A 14,398-nucleotide genomic window follows, 5' to 3' on the forward strand; every position below is an offset into this window, starting at 1 on the left:
CACCCGCGTAGGGCATACCCTTGGCCCCATGACCACGCCACGCCCCATCCGCTTCATCCGCCGCGGCCAGCCCGTGCAGTTCGCCGGCATCGCCCCCGACCGCACCCTGCTGGAAGTGCTGCGCGAAGACCTGGGCGCCACCGGCACCAAGGAAGGCTGCGGCGAAGGCGACTGCGGCGCCTGCACCGTGGTGCTGGGCGAAGCGCGCGGCGGGCGCGTGCACTACCAGGCCGTCAACAGCTGCATCCGCCTGGCGCACTCCATCGACGGCATGGCGCTGTGGACGGTGGAAGACCTGGCCGAGGACCCGCTGATCCCCTCCTCCTGCGGTGGCGGCCTGCACCCCGCGCAGGAGGCGATGGTGCAGTGCCACGGCTCGCAGTGCGGCTTCTGCACGCCGGGCTTCGTGATGAGCCTGTTCGGCATGTACCAGAACCACGTCTGCCAGGGCCGCGAGGTGACCCGCGCGCTGGCGGCCGAGGAGCTGTCGGGCAACCTGTGCCGCTGCACGGGCTACCGCCCCATCCTGGACGCCGCGCAGCAGATGCAGCGACTCCCCCGCGTACCGGTCGACGAAGCCGCACTGCTACAACAATTGGAGCTGCTCGCGCTTGATGGATCTGCGCTGGAGCCCGATTTTGCCTATATCGCTCCCACCACCCTGGCCGACCTGCTGGCCGCACGCGCCGCCCACCCGCAGGCCCAGGTCGTGGCCGGCGCCACGGACGTGGGGCTGTGGATCACCAAGCAGCACCGCCGCTTCGACCGCCTGCTGGACGTGACCCGCGCGCGGGAGCTGCGCACCATCACGGAGCAGGCGGGCCAGCCCGCGAACCATCTCACGATAGGCGCCGCCGTGCCGCTGGCCGACGCCTTCGCGCGCATCGAGTCGCACTGGCCGCAGTTGCACCGCTTCGCCGCGCGCTTCGCCGGCCTGCCCGTGCGCAACTCCGGCACGCTGGGCGGCAACGTGGCCAACGGCTCGCCCATCGGCGACTCCATGCCGCTGCTGATCGCGCTGGGCGCGCAGGTGGAGCTGGCCAGCACGCGCGGCAGCCGCCGCCTCCCGCTGGAAAACCTCTACACCGGCTACCGCCAGAACGTGATGGCGCCCGATGAGCTGCTCACCTTCATCCACGTGCCCCTGCCCCAGGCGGGCGAGCACGTGGCGGCCTACAAGGTCTCCAAGCGCTTCGACGACGACATCTCTGCCGTCTGCCTGGCCATCCGCCTGACCGTCGCTCAGGGCGCCGTCGCCCAGGCCCGCATCGGCGCGGGCGGCGTGGCCGCCACGCCGGCACGCGCGCGCCAAGCCGAGGCCGCGCTGGCCGGCCAGTCCTGGAGCGCCGCCACGGTGGAGCGCGCCGCCGCCGCGCTGCAGGCCGAGTTCAACCCCATCAGCGACATGCGCGCCAGCGGCGCCTACCGCCGCGAGGTGCTGGGCGCGCTGCTGCAGCGCTTCTGGCTCGCAACCCAGGGCGGGCAGCAGCCCGTCTCTCTCGACCAACTCGACGCGGAGGTGCTGGCATGAACCAGCGTGAAGACGCTCCCCTGAGCCGCGACGCCGAGGACCACCCCGTCGCCATCGCGGCCGACGCCGCAGGCGCCGCCGGCCCCATGGCCGAGGCCCCGCCCCCGCCCCGCTCCCCCGTGGCGGAAAGCGCCATGGGCCGCTCGCACCCGCACGAGAGCGCGCGCGCCCAGGTGGCCGGCAGCGCGCACTACATCGACGACCTGCCCGAGGTGAAGGGCACGCTCTACGCCGCGCCCATCCTCTCGCCCGTAGCGCACGGCCGGCTGAGCGGCGTGGATGCCACCGCCGCGCTCGCGCTGCCCGGCGTGCGCGGCGTGGTGCTCTCGGCCGACGTGCCGGGCGACAAGATGCTGGCCGCCTTCGCGCACGACGAACCCGTGTTCGCCACCGACAGCGTGCACCACGTCGGCCAGGTCGTGGGCCTGGTGGTGGCCGATTCGGTGATGGGCGCTCGCCGTGCCGCGCGCCAGGTGAAGCTGGACATCGCCCCCCTGCCCGCCGTGCTGACGGTGCAGGACGCCCTCGCCGCCCAGAGCTACGTGCTGCCGCCCGTCTTCGTGCGCCGGGGCGACGCCGCCGCCGCGCTGGCTGCCGCGCCGCACCGCCTGCAGGGCGCGTTCGAGGTGGGCGGGCAGGAACACTTCTACCTCGAAGGCCAGATCGCCTACGCACTGCCGCTGGAACAGCGCCAGTGGTGGATCTACTCCAGCACCCAGCACCCCGGCGAGGTGCAGCACTGGGTGGCGCACGCGCTCGCCATCGAGAACCACGCGGTGCGCGTGGAATGCCGGCGCATGGGCGGCGGCTTCGGCGGCAAGGAGACGCAGGCCGGCCACCTGGCCGTGTGGGCGGCCGTGGCGGCGAACAAGTTCAAATGCCCCGTCAAGCTGCGCCTGGACCGCGACGACGACTTCATGGTCACCGGCAAGCGCCACCCGTTCGCCTACGAGTACGACGTGGGCTTCGGCGAAGACGGCCGCATCGCGGGCCTGCAGCTCACCATGGCCGCCAACTGCGGTTTCAGCGCCGACCTGTCCGGCCCCGTGGCCGACCGTGCCGTCTTCCACTGCGACAACGCCTACTTCCTGGAGCACGTGGACATCGCCTCGTACCGCTGCAGGACGAACACGCAGAGCCACACGGCGTTCCGCGGCTTCGGCGGGCCGCAGGGCGTGATCGCCATCGAGGCCATCCTGGGCGACATCGCCCGCGCGCTGGGCCGCGATGCGCTGGACGTGCGCATGGCCAACCTCTACGGCCTGCGGGATCGCAACGTCACCCACTACCAGATGGCGGTGGAAGACAACATCCTCCACGACTTGCTACCAAAACTGGAGCAGTCTGCGCGCTACAGGCAACGGCAGGCGGCCATATCGGCTTGGAACGAGGGCAACGCCTCGCTCAAGCGCGGCCTGGCCATCACGCCGGTGAAGTTCGGCATCAGCTTCACCGCCACGCTGTTCAACCAGGCCGGCGCGCTGGTGCACGTCTACACCGACGGCAGCGTGCAGGTGAACCACGGCGGCACCGAAATGGGGCAGGGCCTGCACACCAAGGTGGCGCAGATCGTGGCCGACGAGCTGGGCGTGCCCTTCGCCCGCGTGCTGGTCACCGCCAGCGACACCGGCAAGGTGCCTAACGCCAGCGCCACCGCCGCATCGAGCGGCACCGACCTGAACGGCCGCGCCGCGCAGTTCGCCGCGCGCCACGTGCGCGACAACCTCGCGGCCTTCGTCTGCGGGCTCGACGGCTGCGGCGCGGGCTCCATCCGCTTCGCCGGCGGGCAGGTGATCTCGCCCAAGGCCGTGCGCGCGTGGGACGACGTGGTGCAGCAGGCCTACGCCAACCGCATCCAGCTCTGGAGCGACGGCTTCTACCGCACGCCCAAGATCCACTACGACAAGACCACCCTGACCGGCCGGCCGTTCTACTACTTCGCCTACGGTGCGGCCTGCACCGAGGTCGCCATCGACACCGCGACGGGCGAGAGCCGCGTGCTGGCCGTGGACATCCTCCACGACGTGGGCCACAGCATCAACCCGGCCATCGACATCGGGCAGATCGAGGGCGGCTTCGTGCAGGGCATGGGCTGGCTCACCACCGAGCAGCTCGTGTGGAACGACAAGGGGCTGCTCACCACGCACGCGCCCAGCACCTACAAGATCCCGGCCACGGGCGACGTGCCCGCGCACTTCCGGGTCGATCTGTGGCCGGAGGCCAACCGCGAGGACAACGTGGGCGGCAGCAAGGCCGTGGGCGAGCCGCCGTTCATGCTGGCCGTGAGCGTGTACGAGGCCCTGCGCAACGCCATCGCGGCGGGGCGAGGCTGCGGCGGGCGGGTGGAGCTGACCGCTCCCGCCACGGCGGAGAACGTGCTGCGCGCCCTGGGGCGGCTGCAGTCGGTCTGAAGGAGCGCAGGCGCGGCGTCAGTTCCGCACGTATCCATGCGACAGCGCATAGGAACGGACGAAATCGCGGAAGACCTTGGCCGATGCCCGCGGAGACAAGGCATCGTTCCAGACCATCATGACCGGGTCGAGCCTGCCGGACAGCCGGAACGGCAGCTCCCGCGCCAGGTTGCCCGCGGCAAACTGATCCGCCGTGCGCTGGGGAAGTGCCGCGACGAAATGGGAGCGCTGCAGCAGGCTGAGGGTCATGCCCATGTCGCTGACGACCACGCCCTGGTCCGGCGCAGGCAGGTCCAGCGCATGGAACGCCGCCTGCAAGTGGTGCCGCACGCGGGAGCCTGGCGCCGGGATGCACCATTGCTGCTCGCGCAGCTCCCGTGCATCGATGCGCTTGCGCTGGAACAGCGGATGCGAGGCATTGGCCACGACGATGATCCGCTGCCCGGTGATCACGGGCGACCGGCGCAGATGCGGGCGGTCCAGGCGCGTGTCGTCGTAGGAGAACAGCAGGTCCAGCTCTCCCGACTCGACCCGTGCCACCATGTCGACGAGCCCCCCTCGACCACGCTGATCCGGACCTCCGGCGCCGTTTCCCGATAGGCGCAGATCGCGCTGCTGACGAGCGGGTAGGCCGACGCAGCGCGAAAGGACAGGCTGAAGTGGCCATGCGAGCCGCCCTGGACAGCCTCCACGGACTCCGCCAGGCGCTCCATCTGCCGGAGCACCAGCCGGGCCCCCTCGATCAGATGCAGGCCGATCTCCGTGGGCTGCATGCCCTCGTGCTGGCGCAGGAACAGCGGCATGCCGACGATGGCCTCCGCCTCCAGCAGGGCCTTGGACACCGCCGCCGGACTGATGTGAAAGAGCGCAGCCACCTTGGTCGCGGTCTGCAGTTCCGCCAGCGCCTGCACGATGCGCAAGTGGCGCAGCTTGAGCCGCGCAAGCAGGCCTTGCGCGCGCTGGTTCGTATGCGCCATGCCACCTCCTCGGTTCTTTCGGACTTCAACCATCGGTTGATCCCACTCAAAATAAATTCGCTTTTTGATTGATTGTCTCCTCCTTACATTCAGCCGCTTCACTGAAAACCAAAATCAGGAGATACATCTATGCGAAAACTGTTGGCCGTTTGCGCGCTGGCATTCACCGGCGTCGCTGCCCAGGCGACCGATTTCCCCACGCAGCCGGTCAAGCTGGTGGTTCCATGGCCGGCTGGCGGCTCCACCGATGTCGTTCTCCGAGCCTTCGCCACCGAGGCCGCCGCATCCCTGGGCCAGCCCATCGTCATCGAGAACAAGCCCGGCGTCGGCGGCACCCTGGGACCGCAAATCGTCGCGCGCACGGCCAAGCCCGACGGCTACACCATCACCCAGCATTCGGTCGCCGTCATTCGCATGCCCTACATGCAGGACGTGCAATACGACGCCATCAAGGACTTCACGCCCATCATCGGCCTGACCGGCTACACCTTCGGGATAGTCGTCAACAAGGATTCGCCGTTCAAGACATGGGACGACCTGGTCGCCTACGCCAAGCAGCATCCGGGAAAGGTGACCTACGGCAGCGTGGGCCACGGCACCAGCCAGCATCTCGCCACCGAGGCCATCGCCGAGAAGGCCGGCCTGAAATTCCAGCACATCCCCTACAAGGGCAGCAGCGAGGTCATGAGCGCACTGCTGGGAGGGCACATCGATTTCGGCGTGGACTCCTCGGGCATGGCGCCGCACGTCGATTCGGGCCGCATGCGTCTTCTCATCACCTTCGGCAAGGAGCGCACCAAGAAGTGGAACACCGTCCCGATCCTCAATGAGTACGGCTACGACCTGGTCTTCGAATCCCCCTGGGGGCTCGCAGGCCCCAAGGGAATGCCGCCGGAGGTCGTGCAGAAGCTGCATGACGCCTTCAAGAAGGCGCTTTTCTCGGACAACATGAAGAAGGTGCTGGCATCGGTGGACCAGCCGATCGTCTACCTGAACCCGGAGGACTACGGCAAATTCATCGTCGAGAGCAACAAGGAAGAAGGCGCCCTGATGAAGCGGCTGGGAGTGGCCAAGAAATGACGAGGTATGTGCATGCCCTGGCAAGGCGCATCGCGTCGGGGCAGTGTTCCGCGGAGGAAACCATCCAGGAGACGCTCGCGGCGGTCCGCCGCGACGATGGCACCATCAACTGCATGGCCTGCGTCAACGAGGAACTGGGGCTGGAGAACGCCAGGGCGATCGACGCACGGCTCGCGAAGTTGAGCCCCGACGAGCGCCTTCGGCTGGCCGAAACCCAGCCGTTCCTGGGTGTCCCGTTCGCGGTCAAGGATTTGGGCTTCGGCGCCAAAGGGCTGAAATCGACATCCGGCTCGCATCTCTTCAAGGACACCCCTTGGGACTATGACTGCGAACTGGTTCAGCGCTACAAGAAGCTCGGTCTCAACCTCTTCGCGAGAACCACCACGTCCGAGCTGGGCACCAGCCCGACGACGGAGGCGCCCGTCTACGGCGGCCCCACGCGCAATCCCCGATCGCTGGCGCACAGCGCGGGCGGCTCCAGCGGCGGCGCGGCGGCGGCCGTTGCCGCCGGATTCGTCGACCTCGCCCATGGCGGGGACGGTGCGGGCTCGATCCGGATCCCGGCGGCCAACTGCGGCCTTTTCGGCTTCAAGCCGTCACGCGGCATGATGCCGACCGGCCCTCACAAAGGCGAGGGCTGGGCGGGCTTGGCTGTGGACCACGTGATCACCAGGAGCGTGATCGACAGCGCGGTGGCATTGGATGGAACGTATGGCGCAGACCCCGGGTGCCAGTACGCGAGTCCGTTCTTCGCCCAGTCGTTCGAGCACATCGCCACCTCTGGCGAGAACAGGGTGAAGCGCGTGGCATTCCTGCCATCGACGCACCCGCTGTATCCGCAGGAACCGGAGGTCCAGAAAGCCTACGAAGCCTTCAGAGCTTCGGTACTGGCGCTGGGGATGGAAGCCATGGACGCCTTTCCGGCCATCGACCTCAGGGACATGGTCGCGAGCATGCTGCCCTTGATCGCGGCCAACGCGGTCCATGCCGTCGTGAAGAAAGCGCCGGGGGAGAGCTACAAGCCCCACATGCAGCCAGCCTCCCTCTCGATGATCGAGTATGCAAGAAGCCTGAGCGCGGTGGACTATGCGAGGTCCATGGACACCATGAACAGGGTGGCGAGGGCCTACGGGGCATTCTTCGCCGAGCACGCCATCGACATCATCGCGCTGCCCGTCCTGGCCTCTCCGCCCGCCCTCATCGGCACCTATGCCGCCAGCAACCCTGACTATCTGGACTACCGCCTCGGCGAGGGCGGCATATTCGACTACTCCCCTTATACGCCCCTGGCCAACATGGTCGGCGCGCCAGCCGCCTCCCTGCCCGTGCACGTGACGCAAGAAGGTTTGCCGGTAGGCGTGCAGATCATGGCGCCCCTCGGCAAGGACGACATGGTGTTCGAACTGGCCGCCTTCTATGAGGGCAAGTTGGGTTTCCAAGCCTGAGGCCCGCCACGGGCCACCCACAGCCAGCATGCCCCGTCCGACCAGCTACTCTGTCGATTCGGTCAACCGCGTCAAGCGTCGGCACGACCGAGGCCGCTACGACCACGCAACGGTACACGCCCTCCTGGACTCGGCGATGCTGTGCCATGTGGCCTACGTCATTGACGGCCAGCCGTTCTGCACGCCGACCTTCTATTGGCGCGAGGGCTCGCGCCTCTACTGGCACGGCAGCAGCGCCAGCCGCATGCTGCGCAACCTGGAGCACGGCGAGCCGGCCTGCCTCACGGTCACGCACCTGGACTCCCTGGTGGTTGCGCGGTCGCCCTTCAACCATTCGGCCGACTACCGGTCCGTCATGGCTTTCGGCCAGGCCCGGCTGCTGGACGATCCCCAGGAGAAGGAGCATGCCCTGGTCATGATGGTGGACCGGCTCTTTCCCGGCCGCACGGCAGACCTGAGGCAAAGCTCCCGCCAGGAAATCAAGGGCTCGTCGATCATCTACATGGATATCGAGCGGGCTTCCGCCAAGATCCGCGCCAGCGGTGTCGTCGACGAGGACGAGGATTGGGAGCTGCCGATCCATGCCGAAGTCATTCCCGTCAGAACCGTGCTGGGAGAACCCGTTCCCTGCCCGCGGCGCGCAGCGGGTGTCAGCAGGCATCCGTCGCTGCAGGGCTACCAGCCGGGCCTGGACCTGGAGGTGGCGCTGCGCGACGCGTACGCCCGGGCCTATCCGGACGCCGAGAGAGGCTAAGAGTCCGTCGCCACGCCATCGCGCACCCTGCGCACCGCCACGCGATTGCGCCCGGCACGCTTGGCGTCGTAGCAGGCCATGTCGGCGGCATAGAGCACGGCGGCCGCGTCCTGGGGCCCCGCATCCAGCGCCACCAGGCCGATGCTCACGCCCAGCGTGAAACTGCGCCCGTGGTACGAGGGCTCCCAGGCCTGAACGGCCGCGCGCAGTTGCTCCGCCACCTCCACGCCGCGCGCCAGGACACTGCCGGGCAAGACCACCGCGAATTCGTCCCCGCCCAGCCGCGCGGCCCAGCCGATCTGGCGCACCTCGGCCTCGATCAGGCGCGCAAGGTGGCGCAACACGTCGTCGCCCGCATCGTGGCCCGCCACGTCGTTGACCACGGTGAGGTGGTCCAGGTCGAGGAACAGCAGCACGCCGCGGTCGTCCGCCGCATCCCCCGGCCGCGCGCGGCCCTCCCGTCCCGTGCGCTCGGCCAGCAGCACCTGCAGCCGCTGCTCGAACGCTGCGCGGTTGGGCAGCAGCGTCAGGGCATCGTGCGTGTGCTCCCAGGTCTGCTGCAGGCGCGCCTCGCGCTCGGCAGTGCAGTCCTCCAGCGTCCACACGGTGCCGCGCGCCAGCTCGCCCGGGTGCAGGGCGCGGCCCTGGGCATGCACCCACACCACGGCGCCGTCCTTGCGCCGCAGGGGCAGCTCGCCGTCGAAAGCGCCATGCGCCTCGAACTGCGCATGCACCTGGCCGAACGCGCCTTCCCCTCCCTGCTGCGGCGCCAGCAGCGTCTGCAGGTCGCGCCCCTGCAGCTCCTGCGGCTCGTGGCCCAGCATGCGGCATGCCTGGAGGCTGACGACCTCGATGCGGTCGCCGCGCGTGAGGGCGATGCCCAGGGGCGCGTGCGCCAGGACCGCCTGCAATTGGCGCACCACGGTTTCCGAACCGCGCTGCTGCGTGCGCCGCCGCTCCACCAGGCGGGTGCACACACGCACCACGTCGTCCACTTCGCCCGCGCAGCGGGGCCAGGGAGCATCATCCGGGGTCAGTTCGCCGAAGCTTCCCTCCCCTTCCGTCTCCAGCACGGCGCGGGCCCGCTGGCGCAGAAGCGCCAACGGGCGCGCCAGCCATGCGATGCCCGCCACGGCCAGCAGACACACCAGCGCGATGGCCGCCGCCGCCAGCCACCAGGCGCGGCGCTGCGCGCCGTGCAGGGGTTCGAGCATTTCCTGGGAGTCGCTCACGCGGGCCACCACCCATTGGGGCATGGGCACGGCCGCCAGACTCACCACGTGGCCGGCCAGCGTCTGGGTCTCGCCCCTGCCGGACAGCGGCTGGCCCGCGCGCCGCCAGCGGGCGTAGGCCTCGCCCAGGCCAGGCTCGTCGCGCACGTCGCCCAGCACACGCTCCAGGTTGGGGTGCGAGAGGATCACGCCCTCGCGCGTGAACACGATCAGGCGCGACTCGGCGCGCGCCGGCAGGGCCAGCGAGTGCGGCAGCAGCCCCTGCGACTGCAGCCGCAGCACGCCCGCCACCGCGCCGATGACGCGCCCCTCGCCGCGCAGCAACGGCATGGTGAACATCACCCGGGCGTCGGAAGCCGCCGTGCCGATGAGGTCGGACACCAGCGGCTTGCCGCCCACCAGGGTGCGCACGAGGTAGTCGCGCTCGGCCGGATCGAGGCCGGAGGCCTTTTCCAGCCGCCCGTAGCGCAGGTTGACGCTGAGGTGGCCGTCCTTGCGCGCGACCTGGATGGCATCGAAGAAGCGCACCGCCGGCAGCCCCTGCTGCAGCAGCCATTCGAGCGATGAGGGCGAATCCAGCATCTCGGGCGTGATGCCCTCGGCCACGGTGGCCAGCACCTTCTGACTTTGCTCGATCTTGCTGGCCAGCAGGCGCGCGACCAGTTCCACCTCGTCGTTCTGCTGGCCCACGAGCCGGTGCATCGACTCCTGCCCCACGGTGCGCGAGACGAGCCAGACGGCCAAGGCCCCCGAGAGCACGACCGCGACGGCGGCTACCAGCAGCAGCTTGCGCACCAGCGGCCCGGGAAACCAGGCCGCGAACCCGTCGCCGCCTTCGTCCCGCTCGAACACTGGCGCCGCCAGCGCAGCCGTGTGCTCTGGCGGCGTCATGGGCGCTCCGCGGACGAAGCGCCTGGATCGGAAACGTCGGGCAAGGCGCAGGGCATGGCAGATGGGTCCGGTCCCGGCAAAAGCACCGGGGCTCGGCCCAATATACGCAGCCCCCCTGGCCCTGGGGTTGGGTGGAACCCTGTGAACCGCGCAGGAAAACCCTGACAGTGGCGCGGCTCTCCTAGACCCCCGCCACCATCTGCAGCGCACGCGGCTGCGGCAGGCTCAGCACGTTGCCCGTGCCCGCGATGAGGCCATGCTCGCGCAGGTGGCGCAGCACGCGCGACAGGGTTTCGGGCGCAATGCCCAGCTGCGCCGCGATCAGGCGCTTGCGCTGGTGCAGCGTGACGCGCAACCCGCCGTCCTCGCAGCTGTGCGCATGGCGCAGCAGCCACTGGGCGCAGCGCGCTTCGGCGTCCTGGGCCAGGCGGCTCACGGCCAGCTCGGTCTGCTGGCAGTAGCCGGTCGCCATGTCGCGCAGCAGGCGCTGGGCGGCCTTGGGCAGGCCGTCGAACGTGTGCTTGAACTCGTCGAGCGGCATGCGCCGCAGTTGCACGCGCGTGTCGGCCACCATGTCCAGGGCGCAGGGCTGGTCCAGCAGCGCCGTGGCCGCGTCGAGCCAGAAAGGCCCCTCGACCACGCCCAGCTGGTGGCGCATCACCCCTTCCTCGCGCACCCCCAGCAGCACGCGGCCGCTGTCCAGGTGCAGCACGGACATGGGTTGCTGGTGGCGCTCGCGCAGCACCTCGCCCGCGGCGGCCACCTCGATCTGTGCGGACTGGTCGGAGGACGGAATGGGGAACATGGCCGCCACTGTGCCGAGCGGGCGCGTTTCATGCTTTGAGGGAAATCAAAGCCCATGCGCAGGCCCGCTTGTGGTCATGCACGCAACACTTGGCCGCCGGAATGCAAAAAACTCTAGCGGCATGATGTTTGCTTGCTCAGAATTTGCCCCTGGACACACACTCGTCACATTCCTTACCAGCGTGCGAGCGCCATCCACCGGGGCTGCCGGCATCGGGCCGGCCCCCTTATCACCCTCAGGAGAAACAATGCAAAAGAAGCTGATCGCGCTGGCCACCGCTGCGCTGTGCGCCACAGGGGCCTATGCCCAGAGTTCCGTTCAGTTGAGCGGCCTGACCGACGTGTACGCCGGCTCCATCAAGATGGCTGGCGACGCCAACCGCAAGTCCGTCGTGAACAGCGGCGGAATGACCACCTCGTGGTTCGGCTTCCAGGGCAGCGAAGACCTGGGCGGCGGCCTCAAGGCCAACTTCATGCTCAACTCGTTCATCCAGGTGGACACGGGCGTGCAAGGCCGCTTCCCGAACGACACGTTCTTCTCGCGCGATGCCTTCGTGAGCCTGTCCGGCGGCTTCGGCGAGGTGAAGCTGGGCCGCTGGATGGCGCCCAACTTCCTGCCCTCCGTCATCGGCAACCCGCTGGGCGATTCGTTCACCTTCTCGCCGCTGATCCTGCACAAGAACGTGCCGCTGTTCAACGCCTCGGGCTGGCAGGCCACCACGCCGTCGGACACGGGCTGGAGCAACCAGATCGCCTACACCACGCCCACCGTCGGCGGATTCAAGGCCAACCTGCAGTACCAGTTCGGCGAGCAGGCCGGCAACAACGGCAAGAAGAACGTGGGCGCCAATTTCTTCTACTTCGGCGGCCCGCTGACGCTGACCGGCTACTACGAGCGCGACCAGATCAGCAACCCCGGCCAGGGCACCTACCTCGGCACCACCAAGAAGGACTGGATGCTGGCGGGCGCCTACGACTTCAAGGTGGTCAAGCCCTACCTGAGCTACGGCCAGGCAGAGGCCGACAACGCGCCCGGCAAGGCCAAGACGCTGCAGGTGGGCGCTTCGGCGCCGCTGGGCGCCGGCAAGCTGCTGGCGGCCTGGGCCAAGACCGAGCTGACGGCCTCGGACCTGGACCGCAAGACCCTCACCGTGGGCTACGACTACAACCTGTCCAAGCGCACCGACGTGTACGCCATGTACATGAACGACAAGATCACCAACCAGTCGTCGGGCAACAGCTTCGGCGTGGGCATCCGCCACCGCTTCTGATCCCGCCCGGCGGGACCGCACCGAAGGCACGTGGCAGGCATGCCGCGTGCCTTTTTCTTTGCCCGCGTCACCCGGGCGTCACAGAGCCGGCTTACGCTGCGCGGGGATAGTTACCGAATGTAATCAATGCACGAATCGAAGCGCTGCCCGGTCATGGCCGGCCTGCAGGCGCGCTCGCCCGCGCTGCGGCAGGGCCAGGGGCCGCTGGCGCGCCTGATGCGCGAGGCCGGCGGGCTGCACTGCGTGTTCCAGCCGCTGGCGGACCTGCGCGAGGGCGGCATCTACGCGCACGAGGCGCTGATCCGAGGCCCCGCCAGCACGCCGCTGCACACGCCCGATGCGCTGCTGGCGCAGGCGCGGGCGGAGGGCCTGCTGCACGACTTCGAGCTGCTGTGCGTGGCGCAGGCGCTGCGGCAGTGGCGCCAGCGGGGCGCCCCGGGGCGCGTGTTCGTCAACATCAGCGCCGACGCCCTGGTATGGGGCGTGGGCCTGTGCGGCGCCGAACCGCTGGCCGCGGTGCTGGACACCCTGGGCGTGCCGCCGCACATGCTGGTGCTGGAGATCACCGAGCACGAGCGCGTGACCGACATCGCGGCGCTGCGCGAAGCGCTGCAGCAGGTGCACGCCTGTGGCGCGCGCCTGGCGCTGGACGATTTCGGCGACGGCCGCTCTAGCCTGCGCCTGTGGTCCGAGGTGAAGCCGGACTTCGTGAAGATCGACAAATACTTCAGCCGCGATATCGGCCAGCACCCGGAAAAGCTGCAGATGCTGCAGGCCATCAAGGGCATCGCCGACGCCTTCGGCACCACGCTGGTGGCCGAAGGGATCGAGACCAGCGACGAACTGCGCGCACTGCGCGACCTCGACATCCCCTACGGCCAGGGCTACCTCCTGGGCCGGCCCGCCACGGCCCCGCGCAGCGCCATCGACGCCGCGGCCCTCGCCGTGCTGCAGGACCGCCGCGTGGCCGTGCTGCCCCACCACAGCCAGCACATGCGTCCAGGCATCCTGCGCAAGCTGCTCATGGTGCAGGCTCCCACCGTCACCCCCGACACCAGCAACGACCGCGTGGCGGAGCTGTTTCAGGGCAACGCCGAGCTGCATGCGGTAGCGGTGCTGGAGGGCACCCGCCCGGTGGCGCTCATCAACCGCCAGCAGTTCATGAACCACTATGCCACGCTCTACTTCCGCGAGGTGCACGGGCGCAAGCCTTGCCACGCCTTCGCCGACGACGCGCCGCGGCTGGTGGAGATCGACTGCGACGTGGAGCAGCTCGTGGGCATCCTCACCTCGCAGGACCAGCGCTACCTGAACGACGGTTTCATCGTCACCGACAACGGCCGCTACCTGGGCCTGGGCACCGGCGAGCAGCTCGTGCGCGGCGTGACCGAGGCGCGCATCGAGGCCGCACGCCATGCCAACCCGCTCACCTTCCTGCCAGGCAACATCCCCATCAGCCTGCACATGCAGCGGCTGCTGGACAACCGTGCCGAGTTCGTCGCCTGCTACGCGGACCTGAACCACTTCAAGCCGTTCAACGACCACTACGGCTACTGGCGCGGCGATCAGATGATCCGGCTGGTGGCACAACTGGCGCTGACGCACTGCGACGCGCGCACCGACTTCGTGGGCCACGTCGGCGGGGACGACTTCATGCTGCTGTTCCAGAGCGGCGACTGGCTGCAGCGCTGCCGGCGCATCGTGGACGGCTTCGCGCGCGAAGCCATCGCCCTCTTCGACGAGCCCGCGCGCCAGGCCGGCGGCATCTGGGCCGAGGACCGGCACGGCGTGCAGCGCTTCTTCGGCTGCACCACGCTGGCGATCGGCGCCGTGCGCGTCGCGCCGGGCACCATGCAGCAGGCGGACGCCGTCGCCAACCTCGCCGCGCTGGCCAAGCGCGATGCCAAGCAGTCGCACACGGGCATCGCCTGGCGCGACGCCCCCGCGCCCGCCCAGGCCGCGCCGGCACTCTCCTACACTGGCGCCCACCGATAGCCACAGG

Annotated in this window: 11 protein-coding genes; 7 read left to right on the forward strand and 4 right to left on the reverse strand. The window is 69.3% G+C overall.

From position 1 onward, the window contains the following. Window positions 1-28 precede the first annotated feature (28 nt). Window positions 29-1,531 carry a xanthine dehydrogenase small subunit gene (gene xdhA, locus AAG689_RS15535; RefSeq protein ID WP_406622784.1) on the forward strand — a complete coding sequence of 501 codons (1,503 nt, stop codon included), beginning with the start codon at window positions 29-31 and terminating at the stop codon, window positions 1,529-1,531. Then, entirely contained in the window at window positions 1,528-3,942 is a 2,415-nt protein-coding gene (gene xdhB, locus AAG689_RS15540) for a xanthine dehydrogenase molybdopterin binding subunit (RefSeq protein WP_406622785.1), read from the forward strand. Before xdhA ends, xdhB begins: the two co-directional genes overlap by 4 nt. A gap of 18 nt (window positions 3,943-3,960) precedes the next feature. Here the strand turns inward: xdhB and AAG689_RS15545 are convergent, their stop codons facing one another. Together AAG689_RS15545 and AAG689_RS15550 are read right to left on the reverse strand one after the other, a co-directional pair. Continuing rightward, window positions 3,961-4,485, reverse strand: a complete 525-nt coding sequence (locus AAG689_RS15545) for a LysR substrate-binding domain-containing protein (RefSeq protein WP_406622786.1) — start codon at window positions 4,483-4,485, stop codon at window positions 3,961-3,963. After that, window positions 4,392-4,919: a LysR family transcriptional regulator gene (locus AAG689_RS15550; protein ID WP_406622787.1), complete on the reverse strand. Its 528-nt coding sequence runs from the start codon at window positions 4,917-4,919 to the stop codon at window positions 4,392-4,394. The genes AAG689_RS15545 and AAG689_RS15550 overlap by 94 nt, the downstream gene beginning before the upstream one ends. Before the next feature lie 129 nt (window positions 4,920-5,048). On the opposite strand from AAG689_RS15550, the gene AAG689_RS15555 reads away from it, so the two are divergent. Genes AAG689_RS15555 through AAG689_RS15565 form a run of 3 tightly spaced genes read left to right on the forward strand, consistent with a single transcriptional unit; the run spans window position 5,049 to window position 8,198 of the window. Beyond that, the gene (locus AAG689_RS15555) at window positions 5,049-5,999 is read left to right on the forward strand and encodes a Bug family tripartite tricarboxylate transporter substrate binding protein (RefSeq protein ID WP_406622788.1); all 951 of its coding nucleotides are present in this window, start codon (window positions 5,049-5,051) and stop codon (window positions 5,997-5,999) included. 8 nt (window positions 6,000-6,007) lie between these two features. Continuing rightward, a complete protein-coding gene (locus AAG689_RS15560; protein WP_406622789.1) occupies window positions 6,008-7,444 on the forward strand; it encodes an amidase in 1,437 nt (478 codons plus the stop codon). Window positions 7,445-7,472: 28 nt separating this feature from the next. Continuing rightward, window positions 7,473-8,198 (forward strand): pyridoxamine 5'-phosphate oxidase family protein, encoded by a 726-nt coding sequence (locus AAG689_RS15565; protein WP_406622790.1) that lies wholly within the window; start codon window positions 7,473-7,475, stop codon window positions 8,196-8,198. Here AAG689_RS15565 and AAG689_RS15570 read toward each other — a convergent pair. Together AAG689_RS15570 and AAG689_RS15575 are read right to left on the reverse strand one after the other, a co-directional pair. Further along, complete coding sequence (locus AAG689_RS15570; RefSeq protein WP_406622791.1) at window positions 8,195-10,321, reverse strand: diguanylate cyclase; 2,127 nt, start codon at window positions 10,319-10,321, stop codon at window positions 8,195-8,197. The genes AAG689_RS15565 and AAG689_RS15570 overlap by 4 nt on opposite strands. Before the next feature lie 181 nt (window positions 10,322-10,502). Next, complete coding sequence (locus AAG689_RS15575) at window positions 10,503-11,126, reverse strand: Crp/Fnr family transcriptional regulator (RefSeq protein WP_020227015.1); 624 nt, start codon at window positions 11,124-11,126, stop codon at window positions 10,503-10,505. A gap of 247 nt (window positions 11,127-11,373) precedes the next feature. On the opposite strand from AAG689_RS15575, the gene AAG689_RS15580 reads away from it, so the two are divergent. Both AAG689_RS15580 and AAG689_RS15585 read left to right on the forward strand, forming a co-directional pair. Then, complete coding sequence (locus AAG689_RS15580) at window positions 11,374-12,396, forward strand: porin (protein WP_406622792.1); 1,023 nt, start codon at window positions 11,374-11,376, stop codon at window positions 12,394-12,396. A gap of 126 nt (window positions 12,397-12,522) precedes the next feature. Next, window positions 12,523-14,391 (forward strand): EAL domain-containing protein, encoded by a 1,869-nt coding sequence (locus AAG689_RS15585; protein WP_406622793.1) that lies wholly within the window; start codon window positions 12,523-12,525, stop codon window positions 14,389-14,391. Window positions 14,392-14,398: the final 7 nt, after the last annotated feature.

This window comes from Acidovorax sp. SDU_ACID1 (assembly GCF_045291395.1).
GTDB lineage: Bacteria > Pseudomonadota > Gammaproteobacteria > Burkholderiales > Burkholderiaceae_C > MR-S7.

Bases quoted from the DNA above. Each gene is read 5' to 3' on its own strand.
- xdhA (WP_406622784.1), top strand. From the start codon at position 29: ATGACCACGCCACGCCCCATCCGCTTCATCCGCCGCGGCCAGCCCGTG.
- xdhB (WP_406622785.1), top strand. From the start codon at position 1,528: ATGAACCAGCGTGAAGACGCTCCCCTGAGCCGCGACGCCGAGGACCAC.
- AAG689_RS15545 (WP_406622786.1), bottom strand. From the start codon at position 4,485: ATGGTGGCACGGGTCGAGTCGGGAGAGCTGGACCTGCTGTTCTCCTAC.
- AAG689_RS15550 (WP_406622787.1), bottom strand. From the start codon at position 4,919: ATGGCGCATACGAACCAGCGCGCGCAAGGCCTGCTTGCGCGGCTCAAG.
- AAG689_RS15555 (WP_406622788.1), top strand. From the start codon at position 5,049: ATGCGAAAACTGTTGGCCGTTTGCGCGCTGGCATTCACCGGCGTCGCT.
- AAG689_RS15565 (WP_406622790.1), top strand. From the start codon at position 7,473: ATGCCCCGTCCGACCAGCTACTCTGTCGATTCGGTCAACCGCGTCAAG.
- AAG689_RS15570 (WP_406622791.1), bottom strand. From the start codon at position 10,321: ATGACGCCGCCAGAGCACACGGCTGCGCTGGCGGCGCCAGTGTTCGAG.
- AAG689_RS15575 (WP_020227015.1), bottom strand. From the start codon at position 11,126: ATGTTCCCCATTCCGTCCTCCGACCAGTCCGCACAGATCGAGGTGGCC.
- AAG689_RS15580 (WP_406622792.1), top strand. From the start codon at position 11,374: ATGCAAAAGAAGCTGATCGCGCTGGCCACCGCTGCGCTGTGCGCCACA.
- AAG689_RS15585 (WP_406622793.1), top strand. From the start codon at position 12,523: ATGCACGAATCGAAGCGCTGCCCGGTCATGGCCGGCCTGCAGGCGCGC.